Genomic DNA, 22,969 nt, shown 5'->3' on the forward strand with positions numbered 1-22,969 from the left:
GAGCGCTGCCCGTCAGAGGCCCCGCCGGGGCGGTGAACTACCGCGAGCGCGGCTTGGTGACCTGCCCCGCCACCGGGACACTCCCGATCGACGGAGCCTGCGCCACCGGCCCCGTCACCGCCCGGGACTCCACCGGCTTGAAGTCCGCGACCTGGGTGCCGACCCCGTTGTCGAGCGGGTCGACTCCCGTGCCGGCGAGCGGGTTGGGCTTGAGGTCCGCGACCGGGCCGGTGATGTGGCCCAGGGTGTCGGTCGCGGTCCGGGCGGCGTCCGCCGCGGCCGTCGCCGCGCCCGCCCCCAGTGCCGCGCCCGCGAGCGCGAGGACGGCCAGGGCGTGCCGGGCGGCCGGCTTCCCGGGAGAGTCGTGTCGGGCCATCGCTGCCACCTTCTGACGCACGGGGTGATCGGAGCGGCACACAGCGTAGTTGAGATGTGACGCGCGCATCAAAGGCACCCCGCGGGGTCGTACGGTGCCCGGTGGATGCCTCACACTGGTGTCCCGTGAGTTCCCCTCTCCCCATACCGACGCGAGTCGTGCTGCTCTGCGGCCCCTCCGGCTCCGGCAAGTCCCTCCTCGCGGCCCGCTCCGGCCTCCCGGTGCTGCGGCTCGACGACTTCTACAAGGAGGGCGACGACCCGACGCTGCCGCTGGTGGCGGGGAGTTCCGACATCGACTGGGATCATCCGGGTTCGTGGGACGCGGACACCGCCGTCGCCGCGATCACCCGGCTGTGCCGCACGGGCCGTACGGACGTGCCCGTCTACGACATCGCGCTCAGCGCCCGGACCGGCGAGGAGACGCTCGACATCGGACGGACCCCGCTGTTCATCGCGGAGGGCATCTTCGCCGCGGAGATCGTCACGCGCTGCCGGGACCTCGGGGTCCTCGCCGACGCGCTGTGCCTGAGCCGCGGCCCGGTGAAGACGTTCCGCCGCCGCTTCCTGCGGGACCTCAGGGAAGGCCGCAAGTCGGTGCCGTTCCTGCTGCGGCGCGGCTGGCGGCTGATGCGTGAGGAGCGTTCGATCATCGCCAGGCAGACCGCGCTCGGCGCGTACGCCTGTGACCGGGACGAGGCGATGGGCCGGCTGGCGGCGGCAGCGGCGGGCCGGTGCGCGAGTCTGCGTACGGCGGCCTGAGCGAGCGGCGCACGGACGAAAAGGAAGCGGGACTGGACGGACCCCCCGGCCCTCCAGTCCCGCTCCTGTGTTCCCCCGTTGTCCTCCCCCGATTCCCCCGCTTTCCTGCACTTTCCCGAAGGTGACGCCCCCCAGCGTCTCTTCAGGTCCCCCGTGGACCCTCGTTCCCCCGTGGGCCCCTCTTGGTGCTTCCCCCAGCCTTCAGGCGACGAGCTCGCCGAAGGCGTCCTCCTCGTCACGGCCGAAGCTGAGGACCTCGTCCTCGCGCAGCCGGCGGAGCGACCGCCAGATGCTGGACTTCACCGTGCCGACACTGATGTCGAGGATCTCCGCGATCTCCGGATCCGTGCGGCCCTCGTAGTAACGCAGGACCAGCATGGTGCGCTGGAGCTCGGGCAGCCGGGCCAGCGCCTGCCACAGGACCGCGCGCAGCTCGGTGCCGCGCATCGCGTCCGTGTCGCCGGGCGTCTCCGGCAGTTCCTCGGTCGGGTACTCGTTGAGCTTGCGGCGCCGCCAGGCGCTGATGTGCAGGTTGGTCATGGTGCGGCGGAGGTATCCGCCGACCGCGGCCTTGTCACTGATCCGGTCCCACGCCCGGTAGGTCGAGAACAGCGCGCTCTGCAGCAGGTCCTCGGCCTCGAAGCGGTCGCCGGTGAGGTGGTAGGCGGTGGCGTACAGGGAGGCGCGGCGCTCCTGGACGTAGGCGGTGAACTCCGCCTCCGACAGCGAGCGGCGCTCCCCCGGGTCCTCCCTGTACGCGGCTCCCCCGTGAGCCCCCTTGCCGTCCCCCGTACGAGCGTCAACCACCGTCATGAACCCGGTGTGCTGACGCCCGGTGCCGCGAGCGCACCCCCGCCCGCTCACGGCACCGGACTTCTCTGTCCCCCGGCCCCCGTTCACGTCGTGCAGACGCGTGATCACTGCGCTGGTCGTGGTGCCGTGCAGTGTGCTCATCTCGCGCCCCCCGTCGTGGACTTCCGGTGTGCGGCCCGCCGTCCGGGCGGGCTTTCCTGCTTGTGCCGAATAGATTGCCGCGGCACTTTCATCGCCGTGTCCGCCGACTGTCACAGAGCTGTCACAGGGCCCGGCCACAGGGTGGCCCCGGGTCGTACACAGGCGCCGGCGGCAGGCGCGGCCGTCATCTCGGCCCACGGGTCGAACCCCGCCCCCTCCATGGGCCAGAATGAGCCCGTGCCTTCCCTGTTGCTGATCGAGGACGACGACGCCATCCGGACGGCCCTGGAGCTCTCTCTGACGCGCCAGGGGCACCGTGTGGCGACCGCTGCCAGCGGTGAGGACGGTCTGAAGCTGCTTCGCGAGCAGCGGCCGGATCTGATCGTGCTGGATGTGATGCTGCCCGGCATCGACGGGTTCGAGGTGTGCCGGCGTATCCGGCGCACGGACCAGTTGCCGATCATTCTGCTGACCGCGCGCAGCGACGACATCGACGTGGTCGTCGGACTGGAGTCCGGTGCCGACGACTATGTCGTCAAGCCGGTGCAGGGGCGGGTGCTCGACGCCCGGATCCGGGCCGTGCTGCGGCGCGGCGAACGGGAGTCCAACGACGCGGCGACGTTCGGCAGTCTCGTCATCGACCGCTCGGCGATGACCGTGACGAAGAACGGCGAGGACCTCCAGCTCACGCCGACCGAGCTGCGGCTGTTGCTGGAGCTGAGCCGGCGGCCGGGGCAGGCGCTGTCCCGGCAGCAGTTGCTGCGGCTGGTGTGGGAGCACGACTACCTGGGTGACTCCCGGCTGGTGGACGCCTGCGTCCAGCGGCTGCGCGCCAAGGTCGAGGACGTGCCGTCCTCACCGACCCTGATCCGTACCGTGCGTGGGGTCGGCTACCGGCTGGACGCGCCTCAGTGACACAGGGGCACCAAGGGGGGGCCCGCGGCTGGACCGCGGCGCGCAAGGGGGTCTGGTCGCGGCTGCGCTTCACCAGCCTGCGACTGCGGCTGGTCGTCGTGTTCGGACTGGTGGCGCTGACGGCCGCCGTGTCCGCGTCCGGCATCGCGTACTGGCTCAACCGTGAGGCCGTGCTGACGCGGGCCCAGGACGCGGTGCTGCGCGACTTCGAGCAGGAGATGCAGAACCGGGCGGGCGCGCTGCCCGGGCATCCGACGCAGGACGAGTTGCAGCACACCGCCGGCCAGATGGCGGGCAGCGACCAGCGTTTCAGCGTGCTGCTGGTCGCCACGGACGCCGAGGGCAGGTCCGTCTACGGCAGCTCCGGCGGACTGAACAGCTTCTCGCTGCGGGACGTTCCGGCCTCGCTGCGCACGGCGGTGAACAAGAAGCAGGAGGTCGACGGGGGCAACAAGCAGCCGTACCACCTGTACTGGCAGCGGGTCGTCGACCACGACACCCCGTACCTGGTGGCCGGGTCCCGGGTGATCGGCGGCGGTCCGACCGGCTACATGCTGAAGTCGCTGGAACCCGAGGCCAAGGACCTGAACTCGCTCGCCTGGTCGCTGGGGATCGCCACGGGGCTCGCGCTGATCGGCTCGGCGCTGCTCGCGCAGGCCGCGGCGACGACGGTGCTGAAGCCGGTGCAGCGGCTCGGGACGGCCGCGCGGCGGCTCGGCGAGGGCAAGCTGGACACCCGGCTGCGGGTCTCCGGGACCGACGAACTCGCCGATCTGTCCCGGACGTTCAACAACGCGGCCGAGGCACTGGAGAAGCGGGTCGCCGACATGGCCGCGCGGGACGAGGCGTCCCGGCGGTTCGTGGCGGACATGAGCCACGAGCTGCGGACGCCGCTCACCGCGATCACCGCCGTGACGGAGGTGCTGGAGGAGGAGCTGGAGGCGGAGACCGGGAGCATGGACCCGATGATCGAACCGGCCGTACGGCTGGTGGTCAGCGAGACCCGGCGCCTGAACGACCTGGTGGAGAACCTGATGGAGGTCACCCGCTTCGACGCGGGCACCGCCCGGCTGGTCCTGGACGACGTCGACATCGCCGACCAGATCACCGCGTGCATCGACGCCCGGGCCTGGCTGGACGCGGTCGAACTGGACGCCGAGCGCGGCATCCACGCCCGCCTGGATCCGCGCCGGCTGGACGTCATCCTGGCCAACCTGATCGGCAACGCGCTGAAGCACGGCGGCTCGCCGGTCCGGGTGTCCGTACGCGAGGACGACGATTCGCTCGTCATCGAGGTGCAGGACCACGGGCCCGGCATCCCCGAGGACGTCCTGCCGCACGTCTTCGACCGGTTCTACAAGGCCAGCGCCTCCCGGCCGCGCTCCGAGGGCAGCGGCCTGGGTCTGTCCATCGCCCTGGAGAACGCCCACATCCACGGTGGTGAGATCACCGCGGCCAACTCAGCCGACTCGGGCGCGGTGTTCACGCTGCGGCTCCCGCGCGGCACGGTCGCTCCGGAGGAGCGGCCCGCCGAGGGCGAGCGGCAGCCCGGGGAAGACGCCGACGCCGGCCGGACGGGCGGCGAGGACGCGAAGAGGGACGCCTGATGACCGTACGCCGCTCACCGACCGCCTCCCCTGCCGCGCGGATCCCACGGAAGCGTCTCGTGGCCGCCGCGCGGCTCGGTGCCGTGTCCGGGCTGGCCGTGCTGCTCGCCGGGTGCGGGATACGGGCCACGGAGGTGCCGACGAACTACGGGCCCGCCCCGTCGCGGGTGCGGTGTTCGCTCGGCGAACCGGACCTGGCGGCGCAGGCCGCCCGGGGGCTGCCGGTGCAGGTGTTCCTGCTGTGCGGGTCCTCGCTCGTGACCGTCGACCGGACCGTGCGGGTCCCGGGCGGCGCGGCCGACTCCGAGCGGCGCGTTCTGGTGGCGCAGGGCCTGCTGGACGAGCTCGCGGCACCGCCGTCACCCGCGGAGAAGGAGGCCGGCTACAGCACGGACGTACGCGACGGCATCACCGTCGGCGGCCCCCGGGGCGGCGAGCCGGAGGACACGCTGCGGCTGAGCATGGCCCCGGGCCGCCTCACCTCGTACGCCCTCGCCCAGATCGTCTGCACCTTCTCCGACTCCACGGCCGCCGAGGGCGACGGCTCCGTGGTGCTGGGCGGCCCGGGCACGGGGCCCCCGCGGCGCTACGAGTGCACCGACGAGGTACGGGCCCGCCCGGGCAGCAAGGAACCGCCGTCCAGGGACGTGGCCGGGGAGTGACACGGCCGGGCTGTGGCGCATGCCTCACAGGGCTGCCGGGGGTGGTCCCGGAACCGATCGTGCCGGAGACCGCGTCTAGGGGGACGTGCAGCGTCAAGGCTCCATCGGCGGCAGCGCCGCGTTCCGCATCCGTGTGACAGGAGGTGTCCTCCTTGTCGCACACCTCGCGTTCGTCGCCTGGTTCACGCTGCGGCCACTGGACGTGCCCTGGGTGATGCCCGCCAATCTGCGGCCGTTCGACGGCCTGCGGGCCGATCTCGCCCTGGGCTGGGCCGAGGCGGCCCGCCGGATCGGCGGAGGACTGGTCCTGCTCGCTCCGCTGGGCGTGCTGCTGCCCATGGCGAGCGGCAGACTGACCGCCTCACCGTGGGCGTCCCTGCTGAACACCGTCACCGCCGGCGCCCTGCTGTCGCTGGGCATCGAACTGCTCCAGACCGGCGTTCCCGGCCAGGTCGTCGACATCGACTCGCTGTTCCTGAACACCGCGGGCGTGGCCCTCGCGCACGTCGCGCTCGTCCCGGCCGGACGTTCCTGGCTGCGCCGCCGTACCCTCGCGCGCCTGCCGCGTACGGCGCTCCCTCCGGAGGAGCCGGCTCAGGGTCGGACCCCGACGATTCCCAGGGTCGGGATCGCCCCGTGGAGTGACGCTTTACCCCCTTCGTCCCCGTAGCGTGGAGTGCAGATGGGGTACTCGGATGAGAGGCCTCACACCGACGCTCACGAAGGAGTCGCACATGTCCCGCCTCACCCGCCCCACCGACGGCCGCATGATCGGCGGAGTGTGCGCCGCACTGGCACGGCGCTTCGGCACCTCCGTCACAACGATGCGGGTGATCTTCCTGGTCTCGTGCCTGCTGCCGGGGCCGCAGTTCCTGCTGTACATCGCGCTGTGGATCCTGCTGCCTTCGGAGAGCAAGGTGCAGAGCAAGGCCCAGACGGCCTGGTAGCCGCCCGTCGCGGAAACACCGATGGGGCGCACCCTGTCTCCAGGGGTGCGCCCCATCGGCGTGTGTCCGCGGGTGGGAGGCTCAGGCGACCGGAAGGCCCTTCACCGGCAGCCCCTTCGCCGGGACGCCCTTGGTCGGCAGCCCGCCGAGCAGCTTGCCGGCCTGGCCGGTCGGGTCCTTGGGGAGCGCCTGCTTGCCGGAGGGCTTGGCGCCGGCGAGACCGCCGCCGGCCAAGGTCTTGCCCTGGCCCAGCGCCTCGCCCGAGTCCGGCACCGTGCGGGAGAGCTGCTCCGCCGGGAGCGCCTGGGTGACGGTCTCCAGCGTCCGGGCGGTGTCGGGGACGGCCGGGGCGGCGTTGGCGACGCCCGCACCGGCGGCGGCGAAGGCGGCACCGAGAGCGGCGACACCGAGGGACTTGGCAGCAGACTGCTTCATGAAAACGCGTCCTCGCAATGGGATGACGTGGTGTGTGGCGGTCCGGCGACCGTAGACACGCGACTCCGTCCGCCGCAAACATCGAAATGCGGACGGCTTGTGAACGCCGCCCGCATTCCCCGTGTGCCAGTTACCCCCGGATCAGCCATCCGAAGCGGAAGAACCGCTGGTGGGAGAGGTCTGGCGGAACAGCCATTCGGATTTCAGCTCGGCATATCCTGGCTTGATCACGTCATTGATCATGGCCAGCCTTTCATCGAAAGGAATGAACGCCGATTTCATCGCATTGACAGAAAACCACTGCATGTCGTCGAGCGTGTAACCGAACGCCTCGACAAGGTGCTCGAATTCCCGGCTCATGCTGGTGTGGGACATGAGGCGGTTGTCCGTGTTGACGGTGGCGCGGAAGTGCAGCCGGCGCAGCAGCCCGATGGGGTGCTCGGCGTACGAGGACGCCGCCCCGGTCTGGAGGTTGGAGCTCGGGCACAGCTCCAGCGGGATGCGCTTGTCCCGGACGTACGAGGCGAGCCGCCCGAGTTCGACCCGGCCGTCCTCGTGCACCTGGATGTCGTCGATGATCCGCACCCCGTGCCCGAGCCGGTCGGCGCCGCACCACTGCAGGGCCTGCCAGATGGACGGCAGTCCGAAGGCCTCGCCGGCGTGGATGGTGAAGTGGTTGTTCTCGCGCTTGAGGTACTCGAAGGCGTCCAGGTGCCGGGTGGGCGGGTAGCCGGCCTCGGCGCCCGCGATGTCGAAACCGACGACTCCGAGGTCCCGGTAGCGGTTGGCGAGTTCGGCGATCTCCAGGGCGCGTGCGGCGTGCCGCATGGCGGTGAGCAGGGCACCGACGCGGATGCGGTGCCCGTCGGCCCGCGCGCGCCGCTCCCCTTCCCGGAAGCCCTCGTTGACCGCCTCGACGACCTCCTCGAGGCTCAGGCCGCCCTCAAGGTGCTGCTCGGGGGCGTAGCGCACCTCGGCGTAGACGACGCCGTCCGCGGCGAGGTCCTCGGCGCACTCGGCGGCGACCCGCACCAGGGCGTCGCGGGTCTGCATGACGCCGACGGTGTGCGAGAAGGTCTCCAAGTACCGTTCCAGGGAACCGGAGTCGGCGGCCTCCCGGAACCAGACGCCGAGCTTCTCGGGGTCGGTGTCGGGGAGCTGGGTGTATCCGCTCGCGCGGGCGAGGTCGACGATCGTCGCGGGGCGCAGTCCGCCGTCGAGGTGGTCGTGCAGCAGAACCTTGGGCGCCCGGCGGATCTGGTCCGGTGTCGGGGTGTTCGCGATGGTCTGGCTCGTCATTTCCGCACTCTAACTCCTACGCGCGTAGATGGGACGTTCCCGTTCCCTTTACATTTTCGCCGATACGTAACGGTGACCCCGAGGACGGGTTGAGTACACCCGCGCTTCTGACACTGTTCTGTCATGGCACTCCAAGCGACGCCGGTTCGCAGGGCCCGGCTGGGCAGGACGTTCGGTCCGGAACCGACGGCGGTGAGCGGCGCGGTGCTGCTGCTCCCCGGCGGTGACGAGGTCTCCGGCCGCAGACCGTCCCCCCTGCTGGCGACCGCCTCCGTTCGCGCCCTGGGGCGCCGCCTGGCCCGCGCGGGCCGGGACGAGGGCCTCGTCACGCACGTGGTGCACTACCGCTGCCGCGGCTGGAACGGCAGCGAGGCCAACCTCGCGCGCGACGCGGCCTGGGCGGCCGACGAGGTCGTACGGCGCTACGGTGACGTCCCGGTCTGCCTCGCCGGTATCGGCATGGGCGGCCGGGCCGGGTTGCGCGCGGGGGGCCACGAGGCCGTCAACTCCGTGCTGGCGCTCGCCCCTTGGCTGCCGGAGGAGGGCACGGAGGCATCACCCGAACCGGTGAAGCAGCTGGTGGGCAGGCAGGTGCTGATCGTGCACGGCACGAACGACGGGCGGACGGATCCCGAGTTGTCGTTCCGGCTGGCGGCGCGGGCGAAGAAGGCGAACCGGGACGTGTGCCGGTTCGAGGTGCATGCGGACGGGCACGGGCTGACTCAGTACCGGGACGAAGTGCTGGCGCTGGCTGAGGATTTCGTGATGGGGGCTCTGTTCGGTAGGGCTGTTTCCCGGCCGGTGCGGGACGCGCTTGCCGCGCCACCGCCGCTGGGGTTGCGGATGCCGTTGGCCGCGGGGTTCGGGTCTTCGAGGCGGTAGCGCCGATCGGGGCGCCTGTGGCTTTCGGGGTGCGGGTCGTGGGGGGGTGTTCGCGCCCACGCGGCGGAGCCGCAGATCGATACAGCCCCGCGCCCCCAAGATCAGGGCAGCAGGCTTCCCCTCCTTGACAGCAGGAACTTCTTGAAGGCTGCCACCGGGGGTGTGTCCGGGTGGCCCTCCAGCCAGGCGACGCCGATCTCCCTCACCGCTCGGGGGGCCGTGACCGTCAGTTCCACCACTCCTGGGCGGGGGACGGCCGGTGGGGGCAGGAGGGCGACGCCGAGGCCCGCCGCCACCAGGCCCCTCAGCGTTTCCGCCTCCTCTCCCTCGAAGGCGATGCGGGGCTTGAAGCCGGCCTCCTTGCAGAGGTCGTCGGTGATGCGGCGCATGCCGTAGCCGGGTTCGAGGGTGACGAAGGTTTCGTCGGCCGCTTCCGCGAGACGGACGCGCCGGCGGGTGGCGAGGGGATGGTCGGCGGGGACGACGAGGCGCAGTTTCTGCTCGTCGAGGCGGCGGGCGACCAGGTCGGGGGCGTCGGGGACGGGGGACGTCAGGCACAGGTCCAGTTCGCCGGCGCGCAGCCGCTCGAGCATGGCTTCGCCGTAGTTCTGGACGAGGCTGAAGCGGACCCGCGGGTGAGCGGCGCGGAAGGCCTGGAGGAGGCCGGGTACGGTCTCCGCGCCCATGGTGTGCAGGAAGCCGAAGGCGACCTTCCCGGTGGTGGGATCGGCGTCGGCGCGCACCTCCTCGGCGGCGCGCTCGATCTCGGCCAGGGCGCGCTCGACGGACGTGAGGAACGTGCGGCCGGCCGGGGTGAGGGAGACGGTGCGGCCGCGACGGGCGAAGAGGTCCACGCCCAGGTCCTGCTCCAGGCGGGCCATGGACCGGGACAGGGTCGACTGGGGGACGCTCATCTCCTGGGCGGCGCGGGTGACGTGCTCGGTGCGGGCCACGCCGGCGAAGTACGCGAGGCGTGGCGCCAGCAACATCACCATGTCTTCTGTGTCACTGGATGGTGACAGCCGAGCCGCTGAACTGTATTGATGCACCATGGGAACGATTATGGGGGTTCCATGCATTGGACGGATCAGTAGGGGCGTACGTAATTTCGAGGCATGTCTCCCGCCAGTACCGGGGCGTCCACCACCGTGGGCGCCGACGCCTCTGTCCCTTCTGCTTCCGACTCACGTATGTCACCGGGCGGGCCCGGCTACCGCCGGATGAGCCTCGCCCTGTTCCTCGCGGGTGTCGCGACCTTCGCGCTGCTGTACTCCACACAGGCGCTGCTCCCGCTGATCTCCGGCGAGTTCGGGGTGGCGGCGAGCGACGCGAGCTGGACCGTGGCCGCCGCGACGGGCGGGCTGGCGCTGTTCGTACTGCCGATGAGCGCCCTGTCGGAGCGCTTCGGGCGGCGTACGGTCATGACGGCCTCGCTGGCCGTGGCGGTGACGATCGGACTGCTGGTGCCCTTCGCCCCGTCGCTGGGCGTCCTGGTCGCGCTGCGGGCGCTGCAGGGCGCGGCGCTGGCCGGGCTGCCGGCGTCGGCGACGGCGTACCTCGCCGAGGAGGTCAGCCCCAAGGCCCTGGTCACCGCGATCGGGCTGTTCGTCGCGGGCAACAGTGTCGGCGGGATGAGCGGCCGGGTCATCACCGGCTGGGTCGCGCAGGAGTGGGGCTGGCGGATCGCCGTCGGTGTGATCGGCGCGATCGCCGTGGCCTGCGCGGTGGCCTTCCGGGCGCTGCTTCCGGCCCCCAGGAACTTCAAGGCGGGCTCGCTGCGTCCTCGCGTCCTGGCCCGTACGGTCCGTGACCACCTGTCCAACCCGCTGTTGTGCCGGCTGTACGCGATCGGCGCGCTGTTCATGACGGTGTTCGGCGGCGTGTACACGGTCATCGGCTACCGCCTGACCGAGGCCCCGTTCTCCCTGCCCCAGGGCATCATCGGCTCGATCTTCCTCGTGTACCTCGTCGGTACGGTGTCGGCGTCGACGGCCGGCCGCCTGGTGGGCCGGCTGGGCCGCCGGGGCGCGCTGTACGCGGCGGGCGGTACGACGGCGGCGGGCCTGCTGCTGTCCCTCGCCGGTTCGCTCCCGCTGGTCCTGCTGGGCCTGGTCCTCATCACGGGGGGCTTCTTCGCGGGCCACGCGGTGGCCTCCTCGGCGGTCAGCAAGACGGCCGCGCACGGTCGCGCGCAGGCCTCGGCGCTGTACCAGTCCGCGTACTACATCGGCTCCAGCGCGGGCAGCACGGTCGGCGCGATCGCCTTCCACGTCGGCGGCTGGGCCGGGACGGTCGGGGTCGGCCTGCTGGCGGTGCTGGGCGTCGTGACGATCACGGTCTTCGGAACGCGGGCGGCGCGACTGCAGCGACGGCTGGCCACGGCCGCCTGAGCCCGAAGCCCAGCTGTTCCCCCTGGTCGGGGCCGGTTGTCAGTGGGCGCGGATAACGTCCGCGTCTGCTGACCACCGGACCGGGCAGGGGGATTTTTCATGGACTTCCGCATCGACCGTACGGCGTTCGCCGAGGCCGTGGGGCGGGCCGTACGGGCACTTCCGGCGCGGACGCCGGTGCCGGTGCTGGGCGGGCTGCTGCTGGACGCGGACGCGGGGCGGCTGGCCGTGACGGGCTTCGACTTCGAGGCGGCGGTACGGGTGGAGGCCGACGCCGAGGTCACGGCGCCCGGGCGGGTGCTCGTCCTGGGGCGGCGGCTGCAGGATGTCTGCCGGGTGCTGCCGGACGGGCCGGTGAGCTGTGCGCTGGAGGCGTCGCGGTTCACGGTGGAGGCGGGCGGTACCCGGTTCGGGCTGTCGACGCTGCCGCTCGCCGAGTACCCGGCCCTGCCGGCGCCGCCCCCGCCGTACGGGACGGTGGACGCCGGCGCGTTCGCGACGGCCGTCGCCCAGGTCGCGGTCGCGGCCGGCCGTGACGACACGCTGCCGCTGCTGACGGGCGTCCAGCTGCAGCTGGAGGGCGGGGACATGACGCTGGCGGCCTCGGACCGCTATCGGTATGCCGTGCGGCGGCTGGAGTGGAAGCCGGAGGCGGCGGCTTCCGAGGACGCCGTGGAGGCGCTGCTGCCCGCGCGGCGGCTGCTGGACCTCGCGCGGTCGCTGGGGCGCGGTGGGGACGTGCGGATCGGCTGGGACCCGTCCGGGAGCGGGCTGATCGGGTTCGAGGGCGGACGGACGCGGACGGCGCTGCGGCTGCTCGACGGGCGGCTGCCCACGTACAGGTCGCTGTTCGACATGGCCGGCGCCGCGGTCGCCGAGGTGGACCGCGAAGGGCTCGCGGAGGCGGTTGGGCGGGTCGCGGTGGTGGCGGAGGCGAACAGTCCGGTGCGGCTGGACTTCTCGGCCGACGGATCCGTGCTGCTGCGCGCCGGATACGGGGACGACGTGGCGGTCCAGCGGCTCCCGGCCACGCTGACCGGCGCCGAGGAGATGCCGGTGGCGTTCAACCCGGCCTACCTGCTGGACGCGCTGACGTCCTTCGAGAGCACGCGCGTACGGCTGGAGCTGCTGGGGGCGGGGCAGCGGGCGCTGCTGCACGCGGTGCCGGGCGGCGCCGGGGAGGGGGCGGCCGACGAGCACCGGCACCTGCTCATGTCGGTGAAGCAACTGGTCTGAACCGGCTGCTCGACCTGCGCGTTCGTGCGCTCGGGGGGCCGTTGTCAGTGCCGTGCGGTAGCTTCCGAAGTGCTGGGCGCGATGGCGCGTGACAGAGATTCCACAGGGGTGGGTGGGCGATGACGAACGGCACGGCGACACCGACGGACCTGGACACCAGACTGGAGGCGTACCGCACCGAGCTGACGGGGTACTGCTACCGGATGCTCGGCTCCTCCTTCGAGGCCGAGGACGCGGTGCAGGACACGATGGTCCGGGCCTGGCGCAGCTACGACAAGTTCGAGGGCCGCTCCAGCCTCCGCTCCTGGCTCTACCGCATCGCGACCAACGTGTGCCTGGACATGCTGACCGCGGGCAACAAGCGTGCCCGGCCCATGGACCTGACCGACTCCACGCCGCTCGCCCAGGCGGCCCTCTCCCCCCGCCCGGACAACACCTGGCTGGAGCCCATGCCGGACGGCCGTGTGCTGCCCACGACCGACGACCCGGCCGAGGCGGCGGTCGCCAAGGAGTCGGTGCGGCTCGCCTTCATGGCCGCGCTGCAGCAGTTGCCGGCCAAGCAGCGGGCCGTGCTGATCCTGCGCGAGGTGCTCGCCTGGAAGGCCGGCGAGGTCGCCGAGTTGCTGGACACCTCGGTGGCATCGGTCAACAGCGCCCTGCAGCGGGCCCGCGCCACCCTGGCCGAGCGGCAGCAGCCGGGCGCCGACGCGGCCGTCTCCGACCCGCTGGACGAGGACCAGCAGAAGCTGCTGGACCGCTATGTGGCGGCCTTCGAGGGCTACGACATGACGGCGCTGACGGCCCTGCTGCACGAGGACGCGATCATGACGATGCCGCCGTTCGACCTGTGGCTGACCGGAGCGCGGGACATCACCGGGTTCATGACCACGCTCGGCGCGCCCTGCGCGGGCTCCCGGCTCGTCCCCGTCCAGGTCAACGGCCTGCCCGGCTTCGCCCAGTACAAGCCCGACCCGGAGGGCGGCGGTGGTTTCACGCCCTGGGCGGTCCAGGTGCTGGAGATCTCAGACGGCCGGATCACCGGGTTCCACTGCTTCCTCGACACCAAGCGCTGGTTCCCGCTCTTCGGCCTGCCCCTCCACCTCGAAGCGGAGACCGACCAGGTCGAGCAGAGCGCATAGGGCCGGGTCGGGGTCACGCAGCCGTATCCGGCCTCCCGCCCGGCGGGCGGCCAGCTGAAGCCGCGCGAGCAGATCGACGGTGGCGAGTCCCGGCGGCCCCAGGCCCCCGACATCGCACACCACGACCCGGGCACGGCCGGCTCCCAGCAGTGCTCGCACGTCGTCGCTCAGCCCTCTCACCTCGTCCCGGGTGACGGGTCCGGGCAGTACGAGCACGGGCGGTGTCATGGCGTCCACGATCGGTAGACCGCGCGGGCGGCGGTAACTCATCGCGACGGTGCGTGGTGACGGTTCCGGGGGATGTCGGCTGCCTGGGTGGGGACCTTCTGGCGCGTGAGGTCGTGCTCCTCAGCGTGCGAGGAAGTCGTCTGTGTCGAGCTTGAGGTCGAAGGGTTCCGGCAACTCGATCTGCTCGCCGAACTTCCCCGCGTGCAACACCCGGTAGACGTCTCCTTGCGGTTCGCCGTAAAGCGTGATGGTGGGGCCGCCGGGGGCCCAGCCGTCGATGAGCAGGTACAGCGGGACACCGGCCTGGGCATAGCCCGCAGCCTTCTTGATCCGGTCGTGCGCCGCATTGGACTTGGACGTGATCTCGACGATGAGTTCGGCGGCGGCCGCTGAGATGAAGTTGCCTACCTCGTCACGCAGCACCTGCCTGGGGGCGACTGCGAGATCAGGGATGTAGAGCCCGTCACGCGACGGGACCGCCGTACCCAGGGTCTGATAAATGCCCCAGTGCCTGGGGATGACCTCGTACAGGGCTCGCTGAACCAAGTCAGCGATGTCGTTGTGGGCATTGGACGGCGGTGGTGCCACGGTGACGATCCCCTCGATGATCTCCACCTTGCAGCCCTCCGGCGCGTCCGTCTCCTGCCAGATCCGGACGAGGTCGTCCCACTCGTGGCCGCTGGCCGTGGAGTGGTCGACGGTGAGTGCGCTCATGGCGGTTCTCCAATCGGTGCGTCACCGATCCCAGCATGCCGAACGGGACCCGCGGGGGTCCACCGATCCCGTTCACCCGAATGGGAAAGCGCCTGGTCAGGCAATCCGCTCCAGCAGCACCGGCGTCGCCGTGAAGTCCGTCCCCGGGGCCGCGACGTCGTACGCCCCCTCCACCGCCTGCAACGCGTACTCGAAGCGTTCCGGCGTGTCCGTGTGCAGGGTCAGCAGGGGCTCGCCCTCGCGCACCGTGTCGCCCGGCTTGGCGTGCAGTTCCACGCCCGCGCCCGCCTGGACCGGGTCCTCCTTGCGGGCACGGCCCGCGCCCAGGCGCCAGGCGGCGACGCCGATGTCGTAGGCGTCGAGGCGGGTGAGGACGCCCGTGGCCGGGGCCTTGATCACGTGCTGCTCGCGGGCCACCGGCAGGGCCGCGTCCGGGTCGCCGCCCTGTGCCTTGATCATGCGGCGCCAGACGTCCATCGCCGAGCCGTCGGCCAGGGCCTTCGCCGGGTCCGCGTCCTTGACGCCCGCCGCGTCGAGCATCTCGCGGGCCAGGGCGATCGTCAGCTCGACGACGTCCGACGGGCCACCGCCCGCCAGGACCTCCACCGACTCGCGGACCTCCAGGGCGTTGCCCGCGGTGAGGCCGAGCGGGGTGGACATGTCCGTGAGCAGCGCGACCGTCTTCACGCCGTGGTCGGTGCCCAGGCCGACCATCGTGGACGCCAGTTCGCGGGCATCATCGAGCGTCCGCATGAAGGCGCCCGTGCCGACCTTCACGTCCAGGACCAGCGAGCCCGTGCCCTCCGCGATCTTCTTGGACATGATGGACGAGGCGATCAGCGGGATCGCCTCGACCGTGCCCGTGACGTCCCGGAGCGCGTACAGCTTCTTGTCCGCGGGGGCCAGGCCGTCGCCCGCCGCGCAGATCACCGCGCCGGTGCCGTCCAGCACCGACAGCATCTCGTCGTTGGAGAGCAGGGCACGCCAGCCGGGGATCGACTCCAGCTTGTCCAGAGTGCCGCCGGTGTGGCCGAGGCCGCGGCCCGACAGCTGCGGGACGGCCGCGCCGCAGGCGGCCACCAGCGGGGCCAGCGGGAGAGTGATCTTGTCGCCCACACCGCCGGTGGAGTGCTTGTCCGCCGTCGGGCGGGACAGGGACGAGAAGTCCATGCGCTCGCCGGAGGCGATCATGGCGGCCGTCCAGCGGGCGATCTCACGGCGGTTCATGCCGTTGAGCAGGATGGCCATCGCGAGGGCCGACATCTGCTCGTCGGCCACCTCCCCGCGGGTGTACGCGTCGATGACCCAGTCGATCTGCTCGTCGCTGAGCTCGCCGCGGTCCCGCTTGGTGCGGATGACGGAGATGGCGTCCATGGCCATGGGGTGGGCTTCCTTCCGAGGTTTCAAAAAGCCGTACGGCCCCTCCTGAGCGGCTGGGAGGGGCCGTACGGAGTCAGTTGCCGAGGTGGCCGGGGCCGAAGGCCTGGGGCAGCATCTCCGACAGCGGCACGATGCCCGCCGGAGTGTCCAGCAGGAGGTCCGGGCCGCCGAACTCGTACAGCAGCTGGCGGCAGCGGCCGCACGGGACGAGCGACTCCCCGTCCCGGTCGACGCAGGTGAAGTGCGTCAGACGGCCGCCGCCGGTGTTGTGCAGCTCCGACACCAGACCGCACTCGGCGCACAGGCCCAGTCCGTACGAGGCGTTCTCGACGTTGCAGCCGGAGATGATCCGCCCGTCGTCGACCAGGGCCGCCACGCCGACCGGGTAGCCGGAGTACGGGGCGTACGCCCGGGACATGGCGTCCCGGGCCACCGCGCGCAGCCGCTCCCAGTCGACGGCGGGGCCGGTGCCGGTCACTTGCCCTGCCCCTTCCGGTACGGCATGCCGTTCGCCCTCGGCATGCGCAGGCGCTGGGCGGACAGTGCGAGGACCACCAGGGTGATGACGTACGGCGTGGCGGAGACGACCTGGTTGGGCACCTCGTCGGTGGTCGCGTACCAGGTGAGCACCAGGGCACCGGCGATCAGCGTGCACACGGCCGGGACGTACTTCTTGCGGACCGCCAGCCAGATCGCGCCGATGATCAGCAGCAGCGCGCCGAGCAGCAGCAGGGCGTGGACGTTGGCGGAGCCGCCGCGCAGGTTGAGGCTGTCGGTGTAGCCGAACAGGCCCGCGCCGAGGGCGAGGCCGCCCGGCATCCAGTTGCCGAAGATCATCGCCGCGAGGCCGATGAAGCCGCGGCCGCTGACCTGACCCTCCAGGTAGAAGGGGTTGGCGACGATCGACAGGAAGGCACCGCCGAGGCCGGCCAGGCCGCCGGAGATGACGACGGCGATGTACTTGTACTTGTAGACGTTGACGCCGAGGGACTCGGCGGCGACCGGGTTCTCGCCGCAGGAGCGCAGCCGCAGGCCGAACGCCGAGCGCCACAGGATCCACCAGGTCGCGGGGATCAGTGCCACGGCGATCAGGGTCAGCCAGGAGACGTTGGTGACGAGGCCGCCGAGGAGTCCGGCGATGTCCGAGACGAAGAACCAGCCCTGGTTGTTCAGGTCCCGGAGCGCGTCGGACAGGCCCGGCACCGTGAAGTGGCCGAGGGAGTCGATCGCCGGGGACTGCTTGGCGGAGCCGCCGGTGTGGCCCTCGAAGGCGAGGGGCGCGAGGTAGCGGGTGGCGCCGAGGGCGAGGATGTTGATGGCCACACCGGAGACGATGTGGTTGACGTTGAAGGTGACGGTGACGAAAGCGTGCAGCAGACCGCCGAGCGCACCGCCGACGATGCCCACCAGGACACCGGTCCACGGGCCCCACTGGAATCCGGCCCAGGCGCCGAACCAGGTGCCGAGGATCATCATGCCCTCGAGGCCGATGTTGACCACGCCCGCGCGCTCGGCCCACAGGCCGCCGAGGCCGGCGAGGCCGATCGGCACGGCGAGCTGGAGAGCGGTGGACATCTGGCTGACGTTGGTGATGCCGTCGGCGCCGGTGATGAGGCGGACCATCGAGGTGAGTGCCAGGCCGGCGGCGATGATCAGCAGCAGGACGGGCCACGACAGCCGGCGGCCGGTGGGCGCCGCGGGCTGCAGCGTGGGCTGGTTGAGGTCGGTCGCCGTAACGGGGGCGGTCATCGGCCAGCCACCTCCTTCGTGGTGTTGTTGTGGGCGCCGAGGACGTGACCGGCGGCCAGTTCGGCGCCGACCCGGCGCTGCTGGCGGCGCAGGCCCCACTCGCGGACGGCCTCGTAGGAGACGACGACCGAGAGCACGATCAGGCCCTGCATGATGACCGCGATCTCCTTGTCGTAGCCGTGGAAGTCGAGTTCGGGCGAGGCCTTGTCGAGCCAGGCCCACAGCAGGGCGGCGAACGCGATGCCGACGGGGCTGTTGCGACCCAGCAGGGCGATGCCGATGCCGAGGAAGCCGATGCCGGTGGGGAAGTTCAGGCTGTAGGTGTGGGTGTCGCCGAGCAGGATCGGCAGACCGGCGAGGCCCGCGATGCCGCCGGAGAGCAGCATGGCGGTGAGCACCATGCGCTTGGGGTCGACGCCGCTGGCGGCCGCGGCGGTCGACGAGGCGCCGGAGGCGCGCAGGTCGAAGCCGAAGCGGGTGCGGTTGAGGACGACCCAGTAGCCGATGCCGAGCAGGACGGCGAGCAGGACCAGGCCGTAGATCTCGCCGGCCGCGCCCAGGTCGATGCCGGGGATCCAGCCGGACTCGTACATCTCGCCGGTGGTGTTGTTGTTGCCGACCTTCACACCGAAGACGTCCGGCAGCCACATGTAGGCGATCACGGAGGTGGCGATCGCGTTGAGCATGATGGTGGCGACGACCTCGCTGACGCCGCGGGTGACCTTGAGGACACCGGCGATGCCGGACCAGAAGGCGCCGGTGAGGACGGCGGTCAGGAGCAGCAGCGGGACCTGGAGGGCGGCCGGCAGGTCGGCGTGGGCGCCGACGACCGCGGCCATCATGGCGGCGAGCTGGTACTGGCCGTCGACACCGATGTTGAACAGGTTCATCCGGAAGCCGATGGCCACCGCGAGCGCCGCGATGTAGTACATCGAGGCCTGGTTGATGATCAGCACCTGGATGTCCGAGAAGCCGGCCTGCTCGAACATCACGGCGAACGGCTCGACCGGGTTCTTGCCCGACGCGACCAGCACGATCGCGCTGAGCACGAAGGCCACGGCGAGCGCGATGACCGGTCCGGCCACGGCGAGGAGCACGCGCTCCTTGTCGAACTTCTTCATCAGCGGGCCTCGTCTTCCGGAGACTCGGGGGCGTCGGCCTTCGAGATCTCGGGGGTCTCTTCGTGCTCGAGGTGCCCGGTCGCGGCACCGGTCATGGCCGAGCCGAGTTCCTCGGGGGTGATGGTGGCCGGGTCGGCGTCCGCGACCAGCTTGCCGTTGTAGATCACGCGCAGCGTGTCGGACAGACCGATCAGCTCGTCCAGGTCGGCGGAGATCAGCAGCACGGCCAGGCCCTCGCGGCGGGCCTCGCGGATGTGGTCCCAGATGGCGGCCTGGGCGCCGACGTCCACGCCGCGGGTGGGGTGCGCGGCGATGAGGAAGCGCGGCTTGTGGCTCATCTCGCGGCCGATGATCAGCTTCTGCTGGTTGCCGCCGGAGAGGGAGGCGGCGGTGACGTCGATGCCGGGGGTGCGCACGTCGTAGGTCTCGACGATGCGGCGGGTGTCCTCCTGGGCCGCCTTGGGGTCCAGCCAGACGCCCTTGGCGAGGGGCTTCTCGGTGACGTGGCCGAGGATGCGGTTCTCCCAGAGGGGCGCCTCCAGGAGGAGGCCGTGGCGGTGCCGGTCCTCGGGGATGTAGCCGATGCCCTGCTCGCGGCGCCTGCGGGTGGGCCAGGCGGTGATCTCCTCGTCGGCGAGCCGGATGGTGCCGGACTCGGCATGGCGCAGGCCGATGAGCGCGTCGACGAGCTCGGTCTGGCCGTTGCCCTCGACGCCGGCGATGCCGAGGACCTCGCCCGCGTGGATGGTGAAGCTGATGTCGTCGAGGAGCGCCTTGCCGCCGGGGGCGGTCAGGCGGAGCCGGTCGACGGTGATGACCGCGCGGTCGGTGACGGTGGACTCGGCCGTCTCGGGGGTGGGCAGCTCACTGCCGACCATCATCTCGGCGAGCTGGCGCGGGGTGGTCTCGGCGGGGACGGCCGTGCCGACGGTGGTGCCGCGGCGTATGACGGTGATCTCGTCGGCGACGGAGAGCACCTCGCCGAGCTTGTGGGAGATGAAGATGACCGACAGGCCCTCGGACTTCAGTTCGCGCAGGTTGGCGAAGAGGGCGTCGACCTCCTGCGGCACCAGGACGGCCGTGGGCTCGTCGAGGATGAGGGTGGTGGCGCCGCGGTAGAGGACCTTGAGGATCTCCACGCGCTGGCGGGCGGCGACGCCCAGCTCCTCGACCAGGAGGTCGGGCTCGACGCCGAGGCCGTAGCGCTCGGAGAGCTCCCTGATCTTGCGGCGGGCCTTGGCGCCGATGCCGTGGAGCTTCTCGCTGCCGAGCACCACGTTCTCGAGGACCGTGAGGTTGTCGGCGAGCATGAAGTGCTGGTGGACCATGCCGATGCCGCGGGCGATGGCGTCGGCCGGCGACGAGAAGCTCACCTGCTCGCCGTCGACGGCGATGGTGCCCTCGTCCGGCTTCTGCATGCCGTAGAGGATCTTCATCAGTGTCGACTTGCCGGCGCCGTTCTCACCGACGAGGGCGTGGACGGTGCCCTTGCGGACGCTGAGGTGGATGTCGTGGTTGGCCACGACGCCCGGGAAACGCTTGGTGATCCCGGCGAGTTCGACGGCGGTCACCGATCCGTTGACCGCCGCTCCGGCCGGAGGGCTGCTGGACGCGTTGATAACGCACTCTCCTGGGGACGGGGGTCGTCTACGCGCGTAGCGCCCCTACGGCATACAAAGGGGCCGCGCCCCGCGGCAGCGGGGTACGGGGAGCAGCCTCCCCGTACCCCGCCCCGCAGGCGTAACCCCCGGGTTACTACCTGCTCGAGGCAGTCGCTCGTCAGCTGCTCTTGACCTTGATCTCGCCGCTGATGATCTTCTCCTTGGCCGTCTTGATGGCTTCCTGGAGCTCGGCGTCGTCCGCGAACTTCGGGTTGGAGTTCGACAGGCTCACCTCGCCGGTCTTCAGATCGCCACGAACGATACCGGTCTCCGGCTTACCGTCCTCAACGGACTTCGCCAGGCTGTACACGGCCTTGGCGACGTCCTTCATCGCCGAGGTGAGGATGGAGTCCTTGTACTTGGCGAGGGCTTCCTGCTTGTACTGGTCGGAGTCGACGCCGATCGCCCAGACCTTCTTGGCGGCGGCGGCCTCGATCACGCCCTGACCGGACAGACCGGCGGCCGCGTAGACCACGTCGGCCTTCTTCTCGATCTGGCCCTCGGCGGCCGTCTTGCCCTTGTCGGGGCTGGCGAAGCCACCCTCCTCGGCGGTCTGGGTGAGGTACTGCGAGAGGACCTTGACCTTCGGGTCGGTGTCCTTGACGCCCTGCGCGAAGCCCGCCTGGAACTTGTGGATCAGCGGGATGTCCACACCGCCGACGAAGCCGACGACCTTCGACTTGGTGCTCTTGGCGGCGGCGACACCGGCCAGGTAGGAGGCCTGCTCCTCGTTGAAGACCAGGTCGGCGACGTTCTTGGCGTTGATCGTGGAGTCGTCGACGATGCCGAAGGTGGTGTCCGGGAACTTCTCCGCGGCGCCCTTGACGGCCGAGGCGTACGCGTAGCCGACGCCGATGACCGGGTTGTGGCCCTGCTTGGCGAGCGAGACCAGGCGCTGCTCCTTGTCGGCATCCGTCTCGCCCTCGGTGGGCTCCACGTCGGCCGTCTCGTACCCGAACTCCTTCTTCGCCTGCTCCAGGCCCGCGTAGGCTGCGTCGTTGAAGGACTGGTCGCCCTTGCCGCCGACGTCGTAGGCGATGGCGAGGCCCTTGTCGCCCTTCGAGTCGGACGACCCGGCGGAGGTCGAGGTGCCGCCGCAGGCGGAGAGAGCGAGGGCCAGGGAAGCGGTCGCTGCGCCTGCGACCGTGATCCGGGAAATCCGGCGCATGTGTGGGGCTCCTGTCGTACAAGCGCCGGACGGACAGCTGAAAGCTACGGCGCTGGTTTCGCCGCAGATTAACGCGCGTAGACCTGCCTGAAAACCCCTTCTGTCCACCTTGTTATGCGCCCGTGGCCAAGCCCTCACCACGCCTTGGCCGGGCGTTGCCGACCGCAAACGAGGGGTGGCGCTGGGTGATTTGACGTCCGGCAGAGCAGGAAGCGGGCGGGCACCCCTGGTGCCCGCCCGCTCGGACCGCTCAGCGCCTGGTGGCCGCTACTCGGTCTTGACCTTGATGGAGCCGCCGGTGATGCCTTCCTTGGCCTTGTTCACCGCGTCCGCGAGGCCCGGGACCTTGGCGTACTCCGGGTTCGACTCGGACAGGCCGACCCCGTTGACCTTCAGATCGAAGGTCCGGGTGCCGTTCAGCGGCTTGTCGTCGTGCACGGACTTGGCCAGCGCGTAGACGGCGCCGCCGACGTCCTTGAGGGCGGAGGTGAGGATGGAGTTCTTGTACTTGGCGAGGGGTTCCTGCTTGTACTGGTCGGAGTCGACGCCGATCGCCCAGACCTTCGCCTTGGCGGCGGCCTCGATGACGCCCTGACCGGACAGGCCGGCGGCGGCGTAGACCACGTCGGCCTTCTTCTCGATCTGGCCCTCGGCGGCGGCCTTGCCCTTGTCGGGGCTGGCGAAGCCGCCCTCCTCCGCCGTCTGCGTCAGGTACTGCGACAGGACCTTCACCTTGGGGTTGGTGTCCTGCACGCCCTGCTTGTAGCCGGCCTCGAACTTGTGGATCAGCGGGATGTCGACACCGCCGACGAAGCCGACGACGTTCGACTTGGTGGCCTTGGCCGCGGCGACACCGGCGAGGTAGGAGGCCTGCTCCTCGGCGAAGACGAGGGAGGCGACGTTCTTGCCCTCGACCTCGGAGTCCACGATGCCGAACGTGGTCTTCGGGTACTTGGCGGCCACGGCCTTCATGGCCGTGCCGTAGGCGTAGCCGACGCCGATGACCGGGTTGTAGCCCTGCTTCGCCAGCGAGGACAGGCGCTGTTCCTTGTCGGCGTCGGTCTCGCCCTCGGTGGGCTCGATGTCGGCGGTCTTGTAGCCGAACTCCTGCTTCGCCTTCTCGAGGCCGGTGTACGCGGCGTCGTTGAACGACTGGTCGCCCTTGCCGCCGACGTCGTAGGCGATGGCGAGGCCCTTGTCGCCGCCGTCGCCGCTGTCGCCGCCGCTCTCACTGCTGGTGCCACCACAGGCCGTGGCGACGAGCCCGAGCGACGCGACCCCCACCGCGACCCGGGTCAGTTTGGATATCCGACGCATCTGAAGTTCCCCATTCTCCAAAGCCCCT

Annotated in this window: 24 protein-coding genes; 10 read left to right on the plus strand and 14 right to left on the minus strand. The window is 71.0% G+C overall.

From position 1 onward, the window contains the following. Positions 1-37 precede the first annotated feature (37 nt). A complete protein-coding gene (locus tag IE97_RS0107210) occupies positions 38-376 on the minus strand; it encodes a hypothetical protein (RefSeq protein ID WP_030233199.1) in 339 nt (112 codons plus the stop codon). Positions 377-432: 56 nt separating this feature from the next. On the opposite strand from IE97_RS0107210, the gene IE97_RS0107215 reads away from it, so the two are divergent. After that, a complete protein-coding gene (locus tag IE97_RS0107215) occupies positions 433-1,137 on the plus strand; it encodes a uridine kinase (RefSeq protein ID WP_078603121.1) in 705 nt (234 codons plus the stop codon). A 201-nt stretch (positions 1,138-1,338) separates the two neighbouring features. Here the strand turns inward: IE97_RS0107215 and IE97_RS0107220 are convergent, their stop codons facing one another. Further along, on the minus strand, positions 1,339-2,091 hold the full coding sequence (locus IE97_RS0107220; RefSeq protein WP_030233205.1) for a SigE family RNA polymerase sigma factor: 753 nt from the start codon (positions 2,089-2,091) through the stop codon (positions 1,339-1,341). Positions 2,092-2,328: 237 nt separating this feature from the next. Between IE97_RS0107220 and afsQ1 the strand changes: the two genes are divergently transcribed. The 5 genes from afsQ1 (at position 2,329) to IE97_RS0107245 (ending at position 6,222) form a co-directional block, all read left to right on the plus strand. Beyond that, positions 2,329-3,006, plus strand: a complete 678-nt coding sequence (gene afsQ1, locus IE97_RS0107225) for a two-component system response regulator AfsQ1 (RefSeq protein WP_030233207.1) — start codon at positions 2,329-2,331, stop codon at positions 3,004-3,006. Beyond that, entirely contained in the window at positions 3,003-4,613 is a 1,611-nt protein-coding gene (locus IE97_RS0107230; protein WP_030233210.1) for a sensor histidine kinase, read from the plus strand. The genes afsQ1 and IE97_RS0107230 overlap by 4 nt, the downstream gene beginning before the upstream one ends. Beyond that, positions 4,613-5,275 carry a hypothetical protein gene (locus IE97_RS0107235; RefSeq protein WP_063756318.1) on the plus strand — a complete coding sequence of 221 codons (663 nt, stop codon included), beginning with the start codon at positions 4,613-4,615 and terminating at the stop codon, positions 5,273-5,275. The genes IE97_RS0107230 and IE97_RS0107235 overlap by 1 nt, the downstream gene beginning before the upstream one ends. Positions 5,276-5,360: 85 nt before the next feature. Next, on the plus strand, positions 5,361-5,945 hold the full coding sequence (locus tag IE97_RS0107240; protein WP_030233215.1) for a VanZ family protein: 585 nt from the start codon (positions 5,361-5,363) through the stop codon (positions 5,943-5,945). 64 nt (positions 5,946-6,009) lie between these two features. Beyond that, positions 6,010-6,222 (plus strand): PspC domain-containing protein, encoded by a 213-nt coding sequence (locus IE97_RS0107245; protein WP_030233218.1) that lies wholly within the window; start codon positions 6,010-6,012, stop codon positions 6,220-6,222. 81 nt (positions 6,223-6,303) lie between these two features. Here the strand turns inward: IE97_RS0107245 and IE97_RS0107250 are convergent, their stop codons facing one another. Continuing rightward, positions 6,304-6,657, minus strand: coding sequence for a hypothetical protein (locus IE97_RS0107250; RefSeq protein WP_030233220.1), 354 nt, complete (start codon positions 6,655-6,657; stop codon positions 6,304-6,306). 141 nt (positions 6,658-6,798) lie between these two features. Then, complete coding sequence (locus tag IE97_RS0107255; RefSeq protein ID WP_030233224.1) at positions 6,799-7,956, minus strand: adenosine deaminase; 1,158 nt, start codon at positions 7,954-7,956, stop codon at positions 6,799-6,801. Positions 7,957-8,079: 123 nt separating this feature from the next. On the opposite strand from IE97_RS0107255, the gene IE97_RS0107260 reads away from it, so the two are divergent. Continuing rightward, positions 8,080-8,838 carry an alpha/beta hydrolase gene (locus IE97_RS0107260; RefSeq protein ID WP_030233227.1) on the plus strand — a complete coding sequence of 253 codons (759 nt, stop codon included), beginning with the start codon at positions 8,080-8,082 and terminating at the stop codon, positions 8,836-8,838. Between the two features lie 101 nt (positions 8,839-8,939). Here IE97_RS0107260 and IE97_RS0107265 read toward each other — a convergent pair whose 3' ends face one another. After that, positions 8,940-9,890, minus strand: a complete 951-nt coding sequence (locus tag IE97_RS0107265; RefSeq protein ID WP_030233230.1) for a LysR family transcriptional regulator — start codon at positions 9,888-9,890, stop codon at positions 8,940-8,942. A gap of 63 nt (positions 9,891-9,953) precedes the next feature. On the opposite strand from IE97_RS0107265, the gene IE97_RS0107270 reads away from it, so the two are divergent. The 3 genes from IE97_RS0107270 (at position 9,954) to IE97_RS0107280 (ending at position 13,603) form a co-directional block, all read left to right on the plus strand. After that, positions 9,954-11,228 (plus strand): MFS transporter, encoded by a 1,275-nt coding sequence (locus IE97_RS0107270; RefSeq protein ID WP_030233233.1) that lies wholly within the window; start codon positions 9,954-9,956, stop codon positions 11,226-11,228. A gap of 99 nt (positions 11,229-11,327) precedes the next feature. Continuing rightward, positions 11,328-12,464, plus strand: coding sequence for a DNA polymerase III subunit beta (dnaN, locus tag IE97_RS0107275; RefSeq protein ID WP_030233235.1), 1,137 nt, complete (start codon positions 11,328-11,330; stop codon positions 12,462-12,464). Between the two features lie 119 nt (positions 12,465-12,583). Further along, positions 12,584-13,603 carry a sigma-70 family RNA polymerase sigma factor gene (locus tag IE97_RS0107280; RefSeq protein WP_030233238.1) on the plus strand — a complete coding sequence of 340 codons (1,020 nt, stop codon included), beginning with the start codon at positions 12,584-12,586 and terminating at the stop codon, positions 13,601-13,603. Here the strand turns inward: IE97_RS0107280 and IE97_RS39950 are convergent. From IE97_RS39950 to IE97_RS0107320, 9 genes are all read right to left on the minus strand, one after another. Beyond that, positions 13,487-13,873 (minus strand): STAS domain-containing protein, encoded by a 387-nt coding sequence (locus tag IE97_RS39950; RefSeq protein ID WP_158708253.1) that lies wholly within the window; start codon positions 13,871-13,873, stop codon positions 13,487-13,489. The genes IE97_RS0107280 and IE97_RS39950 overlap by 117 nt on opposite strands. Positions 13,874-13,951: 78 nt before the next feature. Continuing rightward, positions 13,952-14,545, minus strand: a complete 594-nt coding sequence (locus IE97_RS0107285; RefSeq protein WP_030233241.1) for a Uma2 family endonuclease — start codon at positions 14,543-14,545, stop codon at positions 13,952-13,954. A 96-nt stretch (positions 14,546-14,641) separates the two neighbouring features. Continuing rightward, on the minus strand, positions 14,642-15,919 hold the full coding sequence (locus IE97_RS0107290; protein ID WP_030233244.1) for a thymidine phosphorylase: 1,278 nt from the start codon (positions 15,917-15,919) through the stop codon (positions 14,642-14,644). Positions 15,920-15,998: 79 nt separating this feature from the next. Then, positions 15,999-16,403, minus strand: coding sequence for a cytidine deaminase (locus IE97_RS0107295; RefSeq protein WP_030233247.1), 405 nt, complete (start codon positions 16,401-16,403; stop codon positions 15,999-16,001). Next, positions 16,400-17,674 carry an ABC transporter permease gene (locus IE97_RS0107300; protein WP_030233250.1) on the minus strand — a complete coding sequence of 425 codons (1,275 nt, stop codon included), beginning with the start codon at positions 17,672-17,674 and terminating at the stop codon, positions 16,400-16,402. The genes IE97_RS0107295 and IE97_RS0107300 overlap by 4 nt, the downstream gene beginning before the upstream one ends. After that, positions 17,671-18,795, minus strand: a complete 1,125-nt coding sequence (locus tag IE97_RS0107305; RefSeq protein WP_030233252.1) for an ABC transporter permease — start codon at positions 18,793-18,795, stop codon at positions 17,671-17,673. The genes IE97_RS0107300 and IE97_RS0107305 overlap by 4 nt, the downstream gene beginning before the upstream one ends. Beyond that, positions 18,795-20,366, minus strand: a complete 1,572-nt coding sequence (locus IE97_RS0107310) for an ABC transporter ATP-binding protein (protein ID WP_030233255.1) — start codon at positions 20,364-20,366, stop codon at positions 18,795-18,797. Before IE97_RS0107310 ends, IE97_RS0107305 begins: the two co-directional genes overlap by 1 nt. A 208-nt stretch (positions 20,367-20,574) precedes the next feature. After that, on the minus strand, positions 20,575-21,624 hold the full coding sequence (locus IE97_RS0107315) for a BMP family lipoprotein (protein WP_030233258.1): 1,050 nt from the start codon (positions 21,622-21,624) through the stop codon (positions 20,575-20,577). Positions 21,625-21,891: 267 nt separating this feature from the next. Then, a complete protein-coding gene (locus IE97_RS0107320; RefSeq protein ID WP_030233260.1) occupies positions 21,892-22,941 on the minus strand; it encodes a BMP family lipoprotein in 1,050 nt (349 codons plus the stop codon). Positions 22,942-22,969 lie beyond the last annotated feature (28 nt).

This window comes from Streptomyces sp. NRRL S-455 (assembly GCF_000717875.1).
In the GTDB taxonomy this organism is placed as follows: domain Bacteria; phylum Actinomycetota; class Actinomycetes; order Streptomycetales; family Streptomycetaceae; genus Streptomyces.